Source organism: Enterobacter sp. MGH 38, from assembly GCF_000492855.1.
GTDB classification, from domain to species: Bacteria; Pseudomonadota; Gammaproteobacteria; order Enterobacterales; family Enterobacteriaceae; genus Enterobacter; species Enterobacter hormaechei_C.
In genome coordinates, this window is record NZ_KI535607.1 from 1,816,193 (window position 1) to 1,830,160 (window position 13,968).

The 13,968-nt window shown below is 52.9% G+C and carries 16 protein-coding genes and 1 tRNA gene; 4 read left to right on the forward strand and 13 right to left on the reverse strand.

Going from position 1 to position 13,968, the window contains the following annotated elements:
- Positions 1-78: 78 nt before the first annotated feature.
- From L384_RS12360 to L384_RS12320, 9 genes are all read right to left on the reverse strand, one after another.
- On the reverse strand, positions 79-588 hold the full coding sequence (locus L384_RS12360; protein ID WP_023324118.1) for a GNAT family N-acetyltransferase: 510 nt from the start codon (positions 586-588) through the stop codon (positions 79-81).
- Entirely contained in the window at positions 588-2,879 is a 2,292-nt protein-coding gene (gene opgB / locus L384_RS12355; RefSeq protein WP_022650356.1) for a phosphatidylglycerol--membrane-oligosaccharide glycerophosphotransferase, read from the reverse strand. Before opgB ends, L384_RS12360 begins: the two co-directional genes overlap by 1 nt.
- A gap of 271 nt (positions 2,880-3,150) precedes the next feature.
- The gene (locus L384_RS12350; RefSeq protein WP_003856582.1) at positions 3,151-3,633 is read right to left on the reverse strand and encodes a YjjA family protein; all 483 of its coding nucleotides are present in this window, start codon (positions 3,631-3,633) and stop codon (positions 3,151-3,153) included.
- An 84-nt stretch (positions 3,634-3,717) separates the two neighbouring features.
- Positions 3,718-4,455, reverse strand: coding sequence for a DNA replication protein DnaC (gene dnaC / locus L384_RS12345; protein WP_003856580.1), 738 nt, complete (start codon positions 4,453-4,455; stop codon positions 3,718-3,720).
- Complete coding sequence (gene dnaT / locus L384_RS12340) at positions 4,452-4,997, reverse strand: primosomal protein DnaT (RefSeq protein ID WP_003856579.1); 546 nt, start codon at positions 4,995-4,997, stop codon at positions 4,452-4,454. The genes dnaC and dnaT overlap by 4 nt, the downstream gene beginning before the upstream one ends.
- Before the next feature lie 124 nt (positions 4,998-5,121).
- Positions 5,122-5,550 carry an organic hydroperoxide resistance protein gene (locus L384_RS12335; RefSeq protein WP_003856578.1) on the reverse strand — a complete coding sequence of 143 codons (429 nt, stop codon included), beginning with the start codon at positions 5,548-5,550 and terminating at the stop codon, positions 5,122-5,124.
- Between the two features lie 84 nt (positions 5,551-5,634).
- Positions 5,635-6,087, reverse strand: a complete 453-nt coding sequence (locus L384_RS12330; RefSeq protein ID WP_032608457.1) for a MarR family winged helix-turn-helix transcriptional regulator — start codon at positions 6,085-6,087, stop codon at positions 5,635-5,637.
- A 44-nt stretch (positions 6,088-6,131) separates the two neighbouring features.
- Positions 6,132-6,605 (reverse strand): threonine/serine exporter, encoded by a 474-nt coding sequence (locus L384_RS12325; protein ID WP_003856576.1) that lies wholly within the window; start codon positions 6,603-6,605, stop codon positions 6,132-6,134.
- On the reverse strand, positions 6,596-7,372 hold the full coding sequence (locus tag L384_RS12320; RefSeq protein ID WP_003856575.1) for a threonine/serine exporter family protein: 777 nt from the start codon (positions 7,370-7,372) through the stop codon (positions 6,596-6,598). Before L384_RS12320 ends, L384_RS12325 begins: the two co-directional genes overlap by 10 nt.
- A 389-nt stretch (positions 7,373-7,761) precedes the next feature.
- On the opposite strand from L384_RS12320, the gene L384_RS12315 reads away from it, so the two are divergent.
- Together L384_RS12315 and bglJ are read left to right on the forward strand one after the other, a co-directional pair.
- On the forward strand, positions 7,762-8,499 hold the full coding sequence (locus L384_RS12315; RefSeq protein ID WP_003856574.1) for a helix-turn-helix transcriptional regulator: 738 nt from the start codon (positions 7,762-7,764) through the stop codon (positions 8,497-8,499).
- A complete protein-coding gene (bglJ, locus tag L384_RS12310; RefSeq protein WP_003856573.1) occupies positions 8,496-9,128 on the forward strand; it encodes a DNA-binding transcriptional activator BglJ in 633 nt (210 codons plus the stop codon). The genes L384_RS12315 and bglJ overlap by 4 nt, the downstream gene beginning before the upstream one ends.
- 37 nt (positions 9,129-9,165) lie before the next feature.
- Here the strand turns inward: bglJ and L384_RS12305 are convergent, their stop codons facing one another.
- Positions 9,166-9,624 (reverse strand): YbaK/EbsC family protein, encoded by a 459-nt coding sequence (locus L384_RS12305; RefSeq protein ID WP_003856572.1) that lies wholly within the window; start codon positions 9,622-9,624, stop codon positions 9,166-9,168.
- Between the two features lie 328 nt (positions 9,625-9,952).
- Here L384_RS12305 and L384_RS12300 point away from each other — a divergent pair, with 328 nt between their 5' ends.
- Positions 9,953-11,299: a PTS sugar transporter subunit IIC gene (locus L384_RS12300; RefSeq protein WP_023324119.1), complete on the forward strand. Its 1,347-nt coding sequence runs from the start codon at positions 9,953-9,955 to the stop codon at positions 11,297-11,299.
- Between the two features lie 77 nt (positions 11,300-11,376).
- Here L384_RS12300 and fhuF read toward each other — a convergent pair whose 3' ends face one another.
- Together fhuF and L384_RS12290 are read right to left on the reverse strand one after the other, a co-directional pair.
- Entirely contained in the window at positions 11,377-12,165 is a 789-nt protein-coding gene (gene fhuF, locus L384_RS12295) for a siderophore-iron reductase FhuF (protein WP_003856570.1), read from the reverse strand.
- 95 nt (positions 12,166-12,260) lie between these two features.
- Positions 12,261-13,325 carry a GGDEF domain-containing protein gene (locus L384_RS12290; protein ID WP_023324120.1) on the reverse strand — a complete coding sequence of 355 codons (1,065 nt, stop codon included), beginning with the start codon at positions 13,323-13,325 and terminating at the stop codon, positions 12,261-12,263.
- Between the two features lie 216 nt (positions 13,326-13,541).
- On the opposite strand from L384_RS12290, the gene L384_RS12285 reads away from it, so the two are divergent.
- Positions 13,542-13,811: a DUF1435 domain-containing protein gene (locus tag L384_RS12285; RefSeq protein ID WP_032628028.1), complete on the forward strand. Its 270-nt coding sequence runs from the start codon at positions 13,542-13,544 to the stop codon at positions 13,809-13,811.
- A 42-nt stretch (positions 13,812-13,853) separates the two neighbouring features.
- Here L384_RS12285 and L384_RS12280 read toward each other — a convergent pair.
- Positions 13,854-13,940 (reverse strand) — tRNA-Leu (locus L384_RS12280).
- Between the last annotated feature and the right edge of the window lie 28 nt (positions 13,941-13,968).

Consider the following 13,968-nt stretch of genomic DNA (forward strand, 5'->3'; position numbering starts at 1 on the left):
CCGGGTGGCGGCTGCGCCTTACCCGGCCTGCGGAAATGGGTTTTGTAGGCCCGGTAAGCGCAACGCCACCGGGCGATCTTACAGAGGCAGGCGCATGGCGCAGCGGGAACCATACGCTAAACCGTGCGCCGTCTCTTCCTCGCGTTTCTGGCGCAGTTCCGGCGTCAGCGTCGTCAGCATTTCAAACCCTAATCGCCTGTAGAAGGGCGCATTCCACGGGACATCACGAAACGTCGTTAACGTCAGCGAGTTCAGCCCCAGACTGCGGGCATGCGCGGCGGCACGGGCGATTAACTGGCGTCCGAGACCTCGTCCCTGCCGGTCCAGGTGAACCGACAGTTCCACAATAAACAGCGACGATGGATGAGCTTCGGCGAGAATAAAGCCCACAGGCCTGTCGTCAGCCAGCGCCAGCCAGCTTAATCCGCGTCCGGCGTAACCGAGGTGATCTTCAACACAAATAACCTCATTGTCTGCCAGCCAGGCCAGCTCAGGAACGTCGCGAAACCGCTGCCCCGCCGCACGTTCGATGGCGGGCAGGGCAGCGACGTCGTCGATGCGCGTCGGGCGAAGGGTGAACGCCGTCATCAGCCAGCGCTGCTCACAATTTTAATCTCCACCATGCCGATCCCCAGCTTGCGCGGAGCGTGACCGAGAATATTCCCTTCGTTAGTGGACTGCGGATCGGGCGGCACAATGACCAGCGTATTGCTGCGCGTTGGGTTATCGAAGTGCAGCGTGCTGGTGGTGACATCATTGCTCAGCGTCAGCGTCTGTTCTTTATCGCCGACGCGCACCGGTATAGGGCGATTCGCGTTGGGACCAAATGCCCTGGCGGTGATCACCAGATCGAATTTCTCCGGCAGCGGATGGGTATATTCAATTTTCACCTCATCGCCTAACTGGGCGTTAGACCAGCGCCCCCATGATTCCGGCCGCGAAATACCGCTGAACTGCTTCACCTCTTCCGGCGCGCCGGCAACATTAAAGATGAAGCTGTCTGCTTTATAACGAATGTCGTTGTCGACGATTTTCAGCAGGTCAACGTTGCGCTGATAGCGTGCGGTATCAATAACCGTATCTTTAAACGCGGTTTTTCCCTGCCACTGCGGTTTGTCAACGTGTTGCACGGTCTGCTCGCCGCCGAGTTGCCCCTGAGAGACGCACCAGTCGGTGGACAGCGACAGCTGTTGCGACCAGAGCTGGCCCATTTTGTAGCATTTGTCGACCCAGACGAAATTATCGCGCGGGGCGAATTCCGCCAGCTGGAAGCGCAGTGGCGCGGAGTATTCGCTTTCCGGCAGCGGCTCGACGCGGTTATCCGACACGCGCAGCAGCAGTGGCAGGCGGAAATGGCTGCCGGAGAACGCGATCATTTTTTTATCCTGATCGATGGTGAAGTCTTTTATCTCTTTCGGGAAGTTCCACAGACGAATGATATCCGGCTTCCAGGCGAGGATTTTTTCCTTCATGTTGAGGAAGATTTCCGACAGGGACTGGCCCGACAGCGTACTGCGGCCCAGTCCAATGAAGTTATCGCCACCCAGAATATCCAGCACGGTAGCGCCGTTATCCATCGAGTTACGTTTAGCGGCAATGATCTCCTGCTGCGGTTTATCGCCGCGCAGCACAAAGAACAGGTTGCTGCGATCCAGCTTATTCAGCTCATCCCAGGCGCTGTTTTTCATCGCCAGATGGTCAGATGAGACGACGATGACCGTATTTTTGAAATACGGCGACGCTTTGATTTTCTCGATTAACGCCGCGATATGCTCCTGGCTACAGGTCACGGCGCTGAACGACTTGTTGTTTTTACCGTCAATGTCGTAGCCCTGACGTTTACAGGTGCGTGAGACAAAACCATCCGGATGATGCGTGTCGACGGTCAACGCAAACAGCGAGAAGCGTTTACCGGCGCGGGAAAGCTCCTCGAATTTCTTCCAGGTTTCATCCAGAACGGTATCGTCGTAAAAGCCCCAGTCGTTGCGGTAGGCCGGATCGGCCACTGTGGTTTTCAGCTCTTCGGAACCATACAAGTGATCGAAACCGTGGGATTTCAGGAACACATCTTTCCCGGCAAAGCGCAGGTTAGCGCCCTGCATAAAGTAGTTTTCATAGCCCGAGTTTTTCAGGATATCGCCGAGGCAAATGTTCTGCGGGAAGAAGCTCGACATCGAGGCGGAGGCGTTGCCTTCAAACGGAGCGAACAGCGGAATGCCGCACTGGGAGGCCACCATCCCGGCGATGGTGTAATCCGTGCCAGGGAGCTGCATGGTGTGGCTGAAGTCGAGGCCCTGGTTTTTCAGCGCGCCAAGCTCTGGCGTCAGGTTCGGGAAAGCATCGTTATCAAAATAGGTGCGCTCCAGACTTTCGCCGTAGATATAGACCAGGTTGAGTCTGGGATTGTCGATCTTCTTCGAGGGTTCTTTGTAATAGGCCGCAAAGTCCGGGTCGCCATCGCGCGACTGGGATTTTACCAGCTCGGTAATTTGATGGAATGCGGGGCTGGCATCCACGGAGGCCAGCGCCAGGCACAGCGCCAGCAGGCTGTAGCCATGATGATGCGGACGGTGACGGCGACGGCGCAGAACCCAGGCCAGCGCGGCGAAGATGCCCACCAGGGCGACCACCAGCCCCAGACCCGGAAGGATATACTTACCTACACCAGCGCCGGTCAGGCTGTTGGTCAACGTGTAGAGCACCGCGTCGTTAATACCGTCGCCGGTAAAATAATCGCTGGCATATAACGTAATGTTTAAAACAATAAAAATGCCGAGCACCACCAGGGTGGCCACAAACCACCAGGTGTGACGACCGGCTTTCCAGGCATAAACGCCGATGGAAGCCAGGAAAAGGACAAGGGACATTAACTCTGACAACAGCAGATCCTCATCATGCCGGACGCTTAGCCGGCTAATTGCTTATTTTTTGGGTAATACAATGTAATTGCGATGTCGCTTAGCTGCAATTTTAGTGTCACGAAAGTGTGCTGTTGTTAGGATTTGGTTTATAAAATCGGATTTTTGAATACAGTCGCATCGTGGTACACGGAGGCTGAGGTGGTGGCAGGGGATAAAAAAACGCACTTCACGCCGCGGTGTAAGACTAACGTAATAAACCCGGCGTGTTGTGGCAGAAAATGGGAGACGATCAGGAGAGGAAATTAACGCCTTGTTTCAGCACCAGATCGCAGGCTTTCGTTTTCACCTGTTTCGCCAGAGATGAATTTCCAAGGGTGCTGAGGTTCAGCTGCTGGCCATTTTGCGCGTTCAGCAGGCCCTGAATACCGTCCATATAGTTGGTGTCCGCTTTCTGCTCCTGGGTGTCCAGACCCAGTTTACCCAGCACCTGGTTTTTAATGTTTTCGGTATCGGTGACGGAAGCCAGTTTCTGCTTCGCGCAGTATTCCAGAATGCCCGCCGCATTGTTCATCGTGCCGGCGCTCAGGCTTTGGGAGCTGTTACTCAGCAGGCCGGTGAGGGACGAGGCTGACAGCCCTCCCTGGGAAGTGCCGCTCTCTTTGGTTAACTCACTTGCTGCGCTGGAGAGCGACTCCTGCCATGATGCGGCCTGCGCTGCGCCAGTCACCAGCAGGGTGCCAGTAAGGATGCTGATAAGAAACTGTTTTTTCATAATGATTTACTCAACAAGGTCCGTTTTGGGCCAGAAGTGGGTTCAGTATATACCTCTGCTCTTCCGGCGCTCCCTGGAAATATCTTAATACTCTTTGCCGGTGACGCGGCTGCGGTAGCTGTCCCAGTCGAAGATGACGTACAGGCTGTTACCCAGCTTCATGCGATCCATCACCCGCTCGCCAAGAAGTCGGGTCATCTCGTCGATATTGTGGTTCGTCAGCATACCGGTTGGGCGTTTTGACGACGAACGGCGATCGACAATCTGGTTGATGATCACTTTTTCGTAGCGGGACTCCGTCTGGACGCCGATCTCGTCGATGACCAGCAAATCCACGTTACTTAAATCATTCAGCAGCTGTTCTTCGCTGGTTTCGCGGTTGCTGAAGGTGTCCTTCATGGCGGACATAATATCGGCCACGGTGATAATCAGCACTGACTTCCCGCGCAGCAGCAGCTCGTTGCAGATAGCGGCCGCAAGGTGATTTTTCCCCGTGCCGGGTTTTCCGCTAAAGATGAAACTGGCAATGTTGCCGTCAAATTCATCCACATACTGGCGCGCCTGGTTGAGGGCGTTCATCTGCCCCTGCGACTCGACCTTATAATTCTCGAAGGAGCAGTTCTGGTGCAGAGGGCGAATGCCAGAGCGGTTAAAGGTGCGCTGCATTTTCATCGCGCGGTTTTCGCGGGCGAGGGCAGCCGCGCGAATTTTACCCTGCTCTTTTTGCCACGCCAGCAGCTCTTCACCGGTGGTGAAGGCGGGCTTCACGTTGGCGGGCATCATCTTCTGCAAACGTTTCATCAGGTCGCCGACGTTTTTCATTTCGCACCTCGGAATCCATCAGGGATTTTTTTGTCCGGTTCTGAAAAGGCATTGATATCACGTTTTGGCTGGCCATTGTTGCTGGCGCGGTTGATTTGCAGACTGCGCGCGAACTTTTGCTGCCACTGAACATGGTGGAAGACTTTTCCTTCAGCCTGCCAGTAAGCGGTAAAGGCCGCCAGCTCTTCTGGCGTCGCGGGCTGCGCGAGGGCTATTCCCCATAAGGCCGCCTGCCGCTGAAAATCGGCGTCCGGCTGCCAACCGGCGTACATGGGAAATTTCCCCATTGGAACGGCCACCGGAGCGCTGGCGGGTTCGTCAAAAAACTGATTATCCAGCATGACATCGCTCGCCGGGCGCGACAGCTTCGCTTCAATTTCCAGAAGCTGCGCCAGACGTTCCGGCGTGACCGCATAAAACGCCGGGGCGTTGTCGGCAAATACCGCGAGCGTGCCGCCTTCGGCGTGCGTCAACACACCGCGAGGATCGCGCATAAAGGCATCAATGCCAGCAATGCTGGTGGTCAGGATTCTGGAGGACATAACACTTTCTCAACTGATTACTACGGGCGTGATTGAGGGTTATGGTAGCACAGAGAGAGGAGAGGAAAGGAGAGGATTTCCCCGGCGGCGTTACGCTTACCGGGGCTAAAATCACAGGAGCTGATTACGCGATGATGTTCAGCGTCACGTCGATATTGCCGCGCGTCGCGTTAGAGTACGGACAGACAATATGCGCCGCATCCACCAGTTTTTTGGCTTCCGCTGCGTCCATCCCTTCAACGTGGATGTTCAGCTTCGCTTCGATACCAAAACCGGTTGGCAGCGGGCCAATCCCCACTTCGCCTTCAATAAAGGCATCTTTTGGCAGAGCGAATTTGTCGCGTGCCGCAACGAACTTCATTGCGCCCAGGAAGCAGGCGGAGTAACCCGCAGCGAACAGCTGTTCAGGGTTGGTTACTTCACCCCCCATGCCACCCATCTCTTTGGGGACACCCAGTTTGACATCCAGAACGCCATCGGAAGACGTTGCGCGGCCATCACGGCCTCCGGTTGCTTTGGCTTTGGCAGTGTAGACAACTTTTTCTAAAGACATGGCAGGTTCCTCATCTTACGTTTATATGCGCTATTAAATAGCGCGCGATGTATTAAGTTAAAATCATGCGCGTAAAGTATAGCCTTACGCGCGATGAAGCTGTTGGCGCAAAAGTTCGAGCTGGTGCTTGAGCGCCAGCATGGTGTCGGTATCACACTGCGCTGCACAGCCCACGGCGTGGGGTATCGTCACGGCCTGCTGTTGCAGCGCCCGACCCGCGTCGCTCAGGGTGACGGCGACCTGACGCTCATCCTGACGGGAACGCTGGCGGAAGATTAATCCTGCACTTTCCAGGCGTTTCAGCAGGGGCGTCAGGGTGGCGGAATCCAGGAACAGCCGCTCGCCAATGTCTGATACCGTAATATCATCCTGCTCCCACAGTACCAGCATCACCAGGTATTGCGGGTAGGTCAGGTTAAGCGGCGCCAGCAGTTGCCGGTAGAGCTTGTTAAGCGCCAGATTTGCCGAATAGAGGGCAAAACAGAGCTGGTTATCCAGCAGAAGCGCGTTAGTGGTGTCGTTCATTTTTGCATCCATGAAATGAATATAGATAGTGCGCGATACAATTGCAAGCTATTTTATTATACGCGTGGACGTTTGCGGTAAAGCCATAAGCCGGGGATCGACAGGCCGATGGAGAGCGCGCCCACAATCGACGAGGCTTTAAGGAAGTTGCTCAGAAGCAGGATCATCTGCGGTTCGCTGTAGCCAAAGTGGCTGATTTTGACGGCGGAAATCATCGCCGTATAGGCTGAAATACCCGGGAACATAGGAATGACTGCCGCCACGGTGAACACCTTCGGATGCGCCAGATACCAGCGGGACCACTGAATACCGATGCTGCCGACCAGCATGGAGGCGATAAACGTCGACCATTCGATATTAAAGCCCGCGGTCATCATGATCATACGTGACCCGTGGCCAATGGCACCCAGCAGCGCACACCAGGGTAATGCACGTTGCGGGACGTTAAACACCATCGCAAAGCCAACGGCGGGAAGGGCTGCCAGGAGCATGTCCTGCGCCAGTGCGAGCAGAAAATCGATCACGCCCATCCGCGTAACCCCCAGAGTGTCATGGCCATTACCACCCCGATACAGGTCGCCAGCGTCAGCAGGCTGGCTATCGCCCAGCGCGCCAGACCGGTGTTGATGTGGCCTTTGAACATATCAGCGACGGCATTGATTAAGGGAAAACCCGGCACCAGCAGCAATACGCTGGCGGCCATCGCAACAGTAGGCGTGCTGGCGAAGTAAGGCTGGCGCAAAAGCAGGCCGGATACGGTTGTCGCCACAAATGCCGTGATGCAGAAGTTAATTTGCGGATGCAGTTGCCTGTGCGTCAACAACTGGCGGACATACATCGCGATGCTGCTGGCAAAGAAGGTCACGACAGCGCCGTCCCAGCCGCCCGCGTTGAGCTTGCAGAAGCAGGCGCAGGAGAGTCCCACCATCAGCACAACCAGCCAGCGTGGATACCGGAGAGGTTTGATCTGGTTGAAGCGTTTCTCTATTTCCCGCAGATCGAGCAGCCTGTGTTCAGCAAGGATCACAATGTGCTGCACTTCCGTCACGACGTGCATGTTAATGCCGCGGTCATGATTTTTACGAGTGGAGGTGAGGCACTGTCCGTCTTTAATGGTGGTCAGTACAATGGCATTTGACGAGATGGAGCTCTCAACGCTGTCCATCCCCAGCGCCAGACCAAGGCGTGTGGAAAGTTCTTCGACGAGGGCGCTTTCTGCCCCGTGTTGTAAAAGAAAAAGTCCGCACTGAATACATAGCCGCGTGGTAGCACGTTGCGTAGACCGATCTGCCTGCATGAAACGCCCTGAAGAGAAGAGAGATTGCTTACTTTTAACACAAAGGGCAGGGCCCTTTGCGCTGGGCCAGATCAACATTTGTGCGATCAGTTGCGTGTCCAGCATGGCGAAGAGGCCATATCTTTATTTATTTAATGAATATGTGACGAGAATTTATAAAAAAATATATTAAGTATTTCTAATTTCATATTTTCGATCTTTTCACACAACCAGAATTAAATTCTTGTAGTCTTTATGCGATATTAAGACTGTATTGGGCGTTTCATAACCCATGTGACATTTCTTCTGGTTTACGAATATTAAGCCGTTTTGTACTAAGGAATACAAACGTGTTTAACCTCGTAGGGTTAGTTCGTTCTTAAATAATGAATTCATGACATGGAGGGTCTATGTTGCCATTGAATGGTAAACACGGAGTTGTGATTAGCAGAGTGCCGGTTATGCAAAATGGGTTAGGTGGCGTCATGTCGCGTCATTTTCCCGATTTTGAGATAACGTACTGCCGTTCGATGCAGGAGTTGACGCTACTTCAGTTGCGTCGCGCCGGGGTCGTTATTGCCGATATTTCGGGTGAGTATCGTAATCCTCGCGGCACGCTTGAGCAGTATTATGGATTAATGAATCAGTATCGGGATATTCACTGGATATTCCTTGTCTCGCGTCCTCTTTATCCGCTTGCAGTAGAGCTTCTTATGCGTCCGGAAAGCACGCTGCTTTCAGATATGGAGCCTATTGAAGGCGTCATTAACGCTATTCGCGCGGGCAGTGAACGTGCCGAGCGAATAAGCCAGACGTTATTAATACCGGAAACGCCCGATATTGAAGAGGAGAGTGAGCAAATGATTGCACTCACTCACTCTGAACGCAAGGTGTTGCGTTTACTCGGTAAAGGTTGGGGAATCAACCAAATTGCCACACTACTGAATAAAAGTAATAAAACGATCAGCGCACAGAAAAACAGTGCAATGCGTCGCTTATCACTTCGCAGTAATGCCGATATGTACGCGTGGATAAGCAGTACCCAGGGAATGCGAGAACTCAGTTTAATGTCGGCTTATGGAGAGTTTGAGGAATGGAAAAGACCACTGCAACAAGACATATCGCCGTCATCGAAAGCTGCTCAATGAGCGCTGTGGGGCTGAAGCATCTCTTTGCGATGCCCAGCCTGAGCCATTACCAGGTGCACCTGTTTAGCAGATTCGCCAGCTTTAAAGCGGCGCTCTCGGATATCTCATTCTATGCGGTTATCTATTCACTGTCTGATGAGCGTGAGGAGCGGAGAAACTGTCTTGCCTGTTTACGGGATCTCACCTTCACCCACAGCGACGTCCAGCGTATTGTGCTGGCCTCTGACGAAATGGAGGCGAGGCTGGTCAGCCATCTTTCGCCTTCTCGCTTGCATGGAATCATCAGTAAATCGGTTCCGCTAAAGCAGCTAATGGAGGGCCTGAAGACATTACTCAGCGAAACGCATCAGGTGAACGACAACATGTACAATCACTGGTGTGTTAGCAATCGTATGTTAAGCCCAACCGAGAGGGCGATTCTGCGTTATATGTCATCGGGTTTTTCGATCCCTGAAATTGCAGCACAGCTTGAACGCAATATTAAAACTATCCGGGCGCATAAGTTTAACGCCATGGTAAAGCTGGGCGTCAATTCTGACGTGGGATTACTGGATGCGGCGGATATCCTGGCGCATCTCCCTGCCCGGGAAGTTCGTCGTTCCGCTCTCACCGTTCCTTCATTCTCTTAGCGTTAAATGATGCGCCAGAGTGCTTCTGGCGCATCGTTCAAATGCACACATCTACCCATTTTGCTGCGGTCAGTTCCGCCATTCTGTCGGGCGATATACGCACCGCACTGTGGATGGCGCCCGCTGCGGGTAACACTTCCGCGTATTGTTTTAATGTGATGTCACAGTAAACAGAAAGCGGGTTTTCCAGTCCGAAAGGGCAGACGCCGCCAACAGGATGACCTGTCAGGGTGACTACCTCATCGCTGCTGAGCATGCGGGCTTTTGCGCCGAATGTCTCTTTAAGCTTTTTGTTATCCAGACGCGCATCGCCTTTTGCAACCACCAGAATCACGTCATTTTTAATTTTTAGTGACAGCGTTTTGGCAATTTGGCCGGGTTCAACGTTGTGCGCGGCAGCAGCAAGGGCAACAGTCGCTGTGCTTTGGTTAAGCTCAATGATCTCTATATCCGGAGCGTGTTCGGCAAAAAACTGTTGTACAGACTGCAAACTCATTGATTCCTCCTGACAAATATCCTGCGTAATCTGTCATAAGAATTTAGTCGCTGTAAATATCCCTTAAGTAACAAATATCCGTCAGGGGCGATTTCTGGATCGCCTTCACATTCACAGAAACCGGTTACAGTAACCGGTTGCAGAGCGTGATGCAGAGATTAATACTGAGTGTGTAACTTCCCCTGTATCTAATAATAAGAGCTAATTATGAAACCATTCCGTTTGAGCAGTACCGCAGGTACACGATCCGGCAAGGTTGTGACGCTGATGTATGGAACAACGTGTGACGTGAGAACGTCCGAAACGAACGTATGACAGGAGATCTGCTATGTCTGCCAACCATGCTGCATTTAATCTGATTTTCCGCTTCGTTGAAAATTATGTTAGCCCTATTGCCGGGCGCATCTCTTCCCAGCGTCACGTTATGGCTATTCGTGACGGGTTTATCTCAGCGATGCCGTTTATGATTGTGGGCTCGTTTCTGTTAGTGTTCGCTTACCCACCTTTTTCGCCTGATACCACCTGGGGTTTTGCTCGCGCCTGGCTGGATATGGCGAAGCAGTTTGAAGGCCAAATTCTGACGCCGTTTGATATGACAATGGGGGTGATGTCCCTTTATATCTGTGCGGCTATTGCCTACAACCTGGGCAAACATTACGTTAAAACCCATCAGCTGGATCCGTTCATGTGCGCGATGCTGTCGCTGATGGCGTTCCTGCTGGTCGCCGCCCCTAAAACCAAAGGCGCTTTGCCGGTCGATAGCCTGGGAGGGACCGGTATTTTCACCGCGATTCTGGTGGCGATCTATTGCGTTGAGATGATGCGTTTCCTGAAAGCACACAATATCGGGATCCGCCTGCCAGACCAGGTTCCGCCGATGATCAAAAACTCGTTTGATCTGCTGATCCCGGTGCTGGTGGTGGTGCTGACGCTCTATCCGCTGAGTCTGCTGATCCAGTCGCAGTTCGGTATGCTGATCCCACAGGCCATCATGTCGATATTCAAACCGCTGGTCTCTGCAGCTGACTCGCTGCCTGCGATCCTGCTGGCGGTGCTGATTGGCCACCTGCTGTGGTTTGCCGGGATCCACGGCGCGGCGATTGTCTCCGGGATGCTGCAAATGTTCTGGCTGACGAACCTGGGGGCGAACCAGACCGCGCTGGCGGCAAGCCAGCCTTTGCCACACATCTTTATGGAAGCCTTCTGGACGTTCTTTATCGTTATCGGCGGATCGGGGGCGACGATGGGTCTGGTGTTCTGCTATCTGCGTAGCCGCTCCGCGCACCTGCGCTCTATTGGACGTCTGAGCGTGGTGCCAAGCATTTTCAATATCAATGAGCCGGTGATTTTCGGTACGCCGATTGTGATGAACCCGGTGTTCTTTATTCCTTTCCTGCTGGCGCCGATGGTTAATGCCGTGCTGGCATGGGCAGCGATGAAGTTTGATCTGATTGGCCGCGTGATTTCCGTCGTGCCGTGGACGGCACCGGCTCCGGTTGGTGCCGCCTGGGCGCTGGGCTGGGATTTCCGTGCAGCCATTCTGGTGCTGGTTTTGGCCTGCGTTTCCGCGATTATCTATTTCCCGTTCTTCAAGGTGTACGAGAAACAGTTGCTTCAGCAGGAAGCGGAAGAAGCACAGCGTAATGGAGAAGAGGAAAATGAGCAGGTCGCTTAGGTAAAAGCAAAACGGCAACGCAGATTGCCGTTTTTAGTGTTTGTTCTCTCTCACTGCGGGTATCAGGCCGGGCCAGACTACTTAAGCGTGCAATCGCCGCACTGCTGGACGTCCGGCAGACGGTAGCGCTGACAGCAGGTACGACGTACCAGAAGTCCCTCACGCGGAACCACGGTGCGGTAAAGAGGGTTATCCCGTCCATCCGATAGCTGTCTGGCAAAGAAACAGCTCTGACGCAGTGCATCCACTTTCTCGTCGCCGAGCAGCGGCTTCATTTCCGTTAAATACCAGTGGATAAGATACCCGGTATTACTCCAGATCAGTTTGCCGTTAATCTCTCCCGTCGCTTCCAGCGCATCAATGACCGGAACCAGCGCTCTTGTAATCAGCCGTTCCATACGCGCCTGCGCTGACAGGTGTCTCGCGCTCGGATCTTCATGTACATCAATCCAGAAACAGGCAGCGCGCCCGGTTTCATGAAATTCAACATGGAAATGTTCCGACGAGAGATCGAGCATCGTTTCCTGGGTCAGCAGGGCTAGCATGACGGGCGGCACCATCAGCCCGATATACCACTGTGCCCAGAGGGATAACAGCGGTTTATTTTCCCGCGTCAGGGTAGGTTGGTTACGATAAATATGGTCGGAATAGGTTGCCAGCAGCGACCGCAGCTCGGCAGGACGTTGCCACTCAGTCAGCGTCAGCGCATGATGCGGCGGTGCTTCATCCAGTTTGATGAAATCCAGCAGATGGGCGCGCGTTACGGCAATTTTTTCCCGAATGGCATCCGCAAGCGTCGTTTCCCCGGCGGAGAGTGGAGCTCGCCAGAGCAGGGGCTCAACGATGTGTGCGGTACGAGTCGCCATAGTGTGGATTACAAATCTAAATGATAATGATTGCCAATCCTAACTATAGATAAAACCAAGCGCAAGCGTTTTATCCTGGCGCTGTGAAGGCGGTTTCAGGCATTATGAAGCTCTTCGCTCAGCAGAATGCTGTTACGTCCCATATGCTTGGCTTCATAGAGGGCTTTATCCGCTTTCGCCAGCGCGCCCTCAACGTCTTCACCTTCGAACATGGCGATGCCGATGCTGATGGTCACGTTAGTGGCGACGCTTTCGTTAAACATATGGGGGATTTTAAGATCGTAAACCTTCTGACGTATGCGTTCAGCCGTCTGGCGCGCTTGCTCCAGCGGGATGTTACTCAACAGCACCATAAATTCTTCCCCGCCAAACCGGGCGACAACATCGCGTGAGCGCACGGCGTCGCGTATCGCAGCCGAGACCCTGATCAAGGCCTGATCGCCCATCATATGGCCGTAATGGTCGTTGTAGGCTTTGAAGTGGTCGATATCCATCAGCAGCACGAAGTGCTCGCCAGCGTCAGGCCTGGGAAGGTTCTCCAGCCGGCTTTGCAGCCCGCGACGGTTATACAGGCCGGTGAGCGGGTCCATCATGCTAAGATCGGTCAGGGTTTCGCGCTCCTCCAGCAGTTCGGAAAGCAGCTCCTGGGCGAAACGGTCATTGCGCCGCTGAAGAACATGATGGATACCAATGGCGACCACCGGCAGCGCGAAAAAATAGGCCATTCTCAGCCAGTTTTCGGACGGGCTAAGCCACAGGCAGGATATAAAGGCGGGAAATGAATGTAACGTAAAGGCTTTAATATTACTCGCGAACGCCAGAGACCCTATAAAAAGCACTGTTAATAGCGCCATCATTAAATAGGTCGCGTGATCGTGCGTGATTAACAGAAATTTAGAGACGATCTGCCAGGCCCATAAAAGACCAAAAATAGCTGAAACAACAGGGATATTTATTTTTCGCGTGCTGTTTTTCCAGTGCCAGATAAGTAAGCCTGTGCTGATAGTCAGTACGGCAAAGAGCGGGACTGATAACACACGCACGGAATAGAGAGGATTTGTTACCGAGAACAATGCTGATGCGGCGTTCAGAAATAAAAACAAACGTAAAGATAGCTGATATTTCTTGTTGACTAAAGACAGCCAGGATTGTGATGTCATATGCGTGCGTTTTTATTAAAACTCAATTAAAACAATGAGCAAGGTGTTGTCGTGTAATATTGGTCGCTACAAAATTGAATTTTTATTATCAGAAAAACTTTATCGGAAGTTAACAGGTGGGCAATTTATCACCTTACACATTCTCTGTCATTATGGGAAAGCAATTGCTGGCGCAATTTCTTACGTCGCCTGCTGACAAGTGATAATTACTATCATATGATACTGGTTATCATTATCAGTGCGAGAGGTGAAACCATGTTGAGCAAAGCGCTGGGAAGTGGGTGGGGAATATTACTGCCTGGTTCCATTATCGGTGGGCTGATGTTTACCGATCTCCCCATTGATGTCTGGAAAGCAATGATTGTTTCAGGCTTGCTGGTGACATCCGCGATGATCTGGCACAAACAGTTACGGCATTATGTCCTGCTGCCTTCATGCGTGGCGCTAATCAGTGGACTGCTGGTGATTCTGATGAGTTTGAAATAAAAGGGAAAAAGAAGAGGCACTGCTGAGAGGATGTAAGATAATTGGTGCGAGGGGGGGGACTTGAACCCCCACGTCCGTAAGGACACTAACACCTGAAGCTAGCGCGTCTACCAATTCCGCCACCTTCGCACAGTCATCTTACTGGTTTGATATCGCC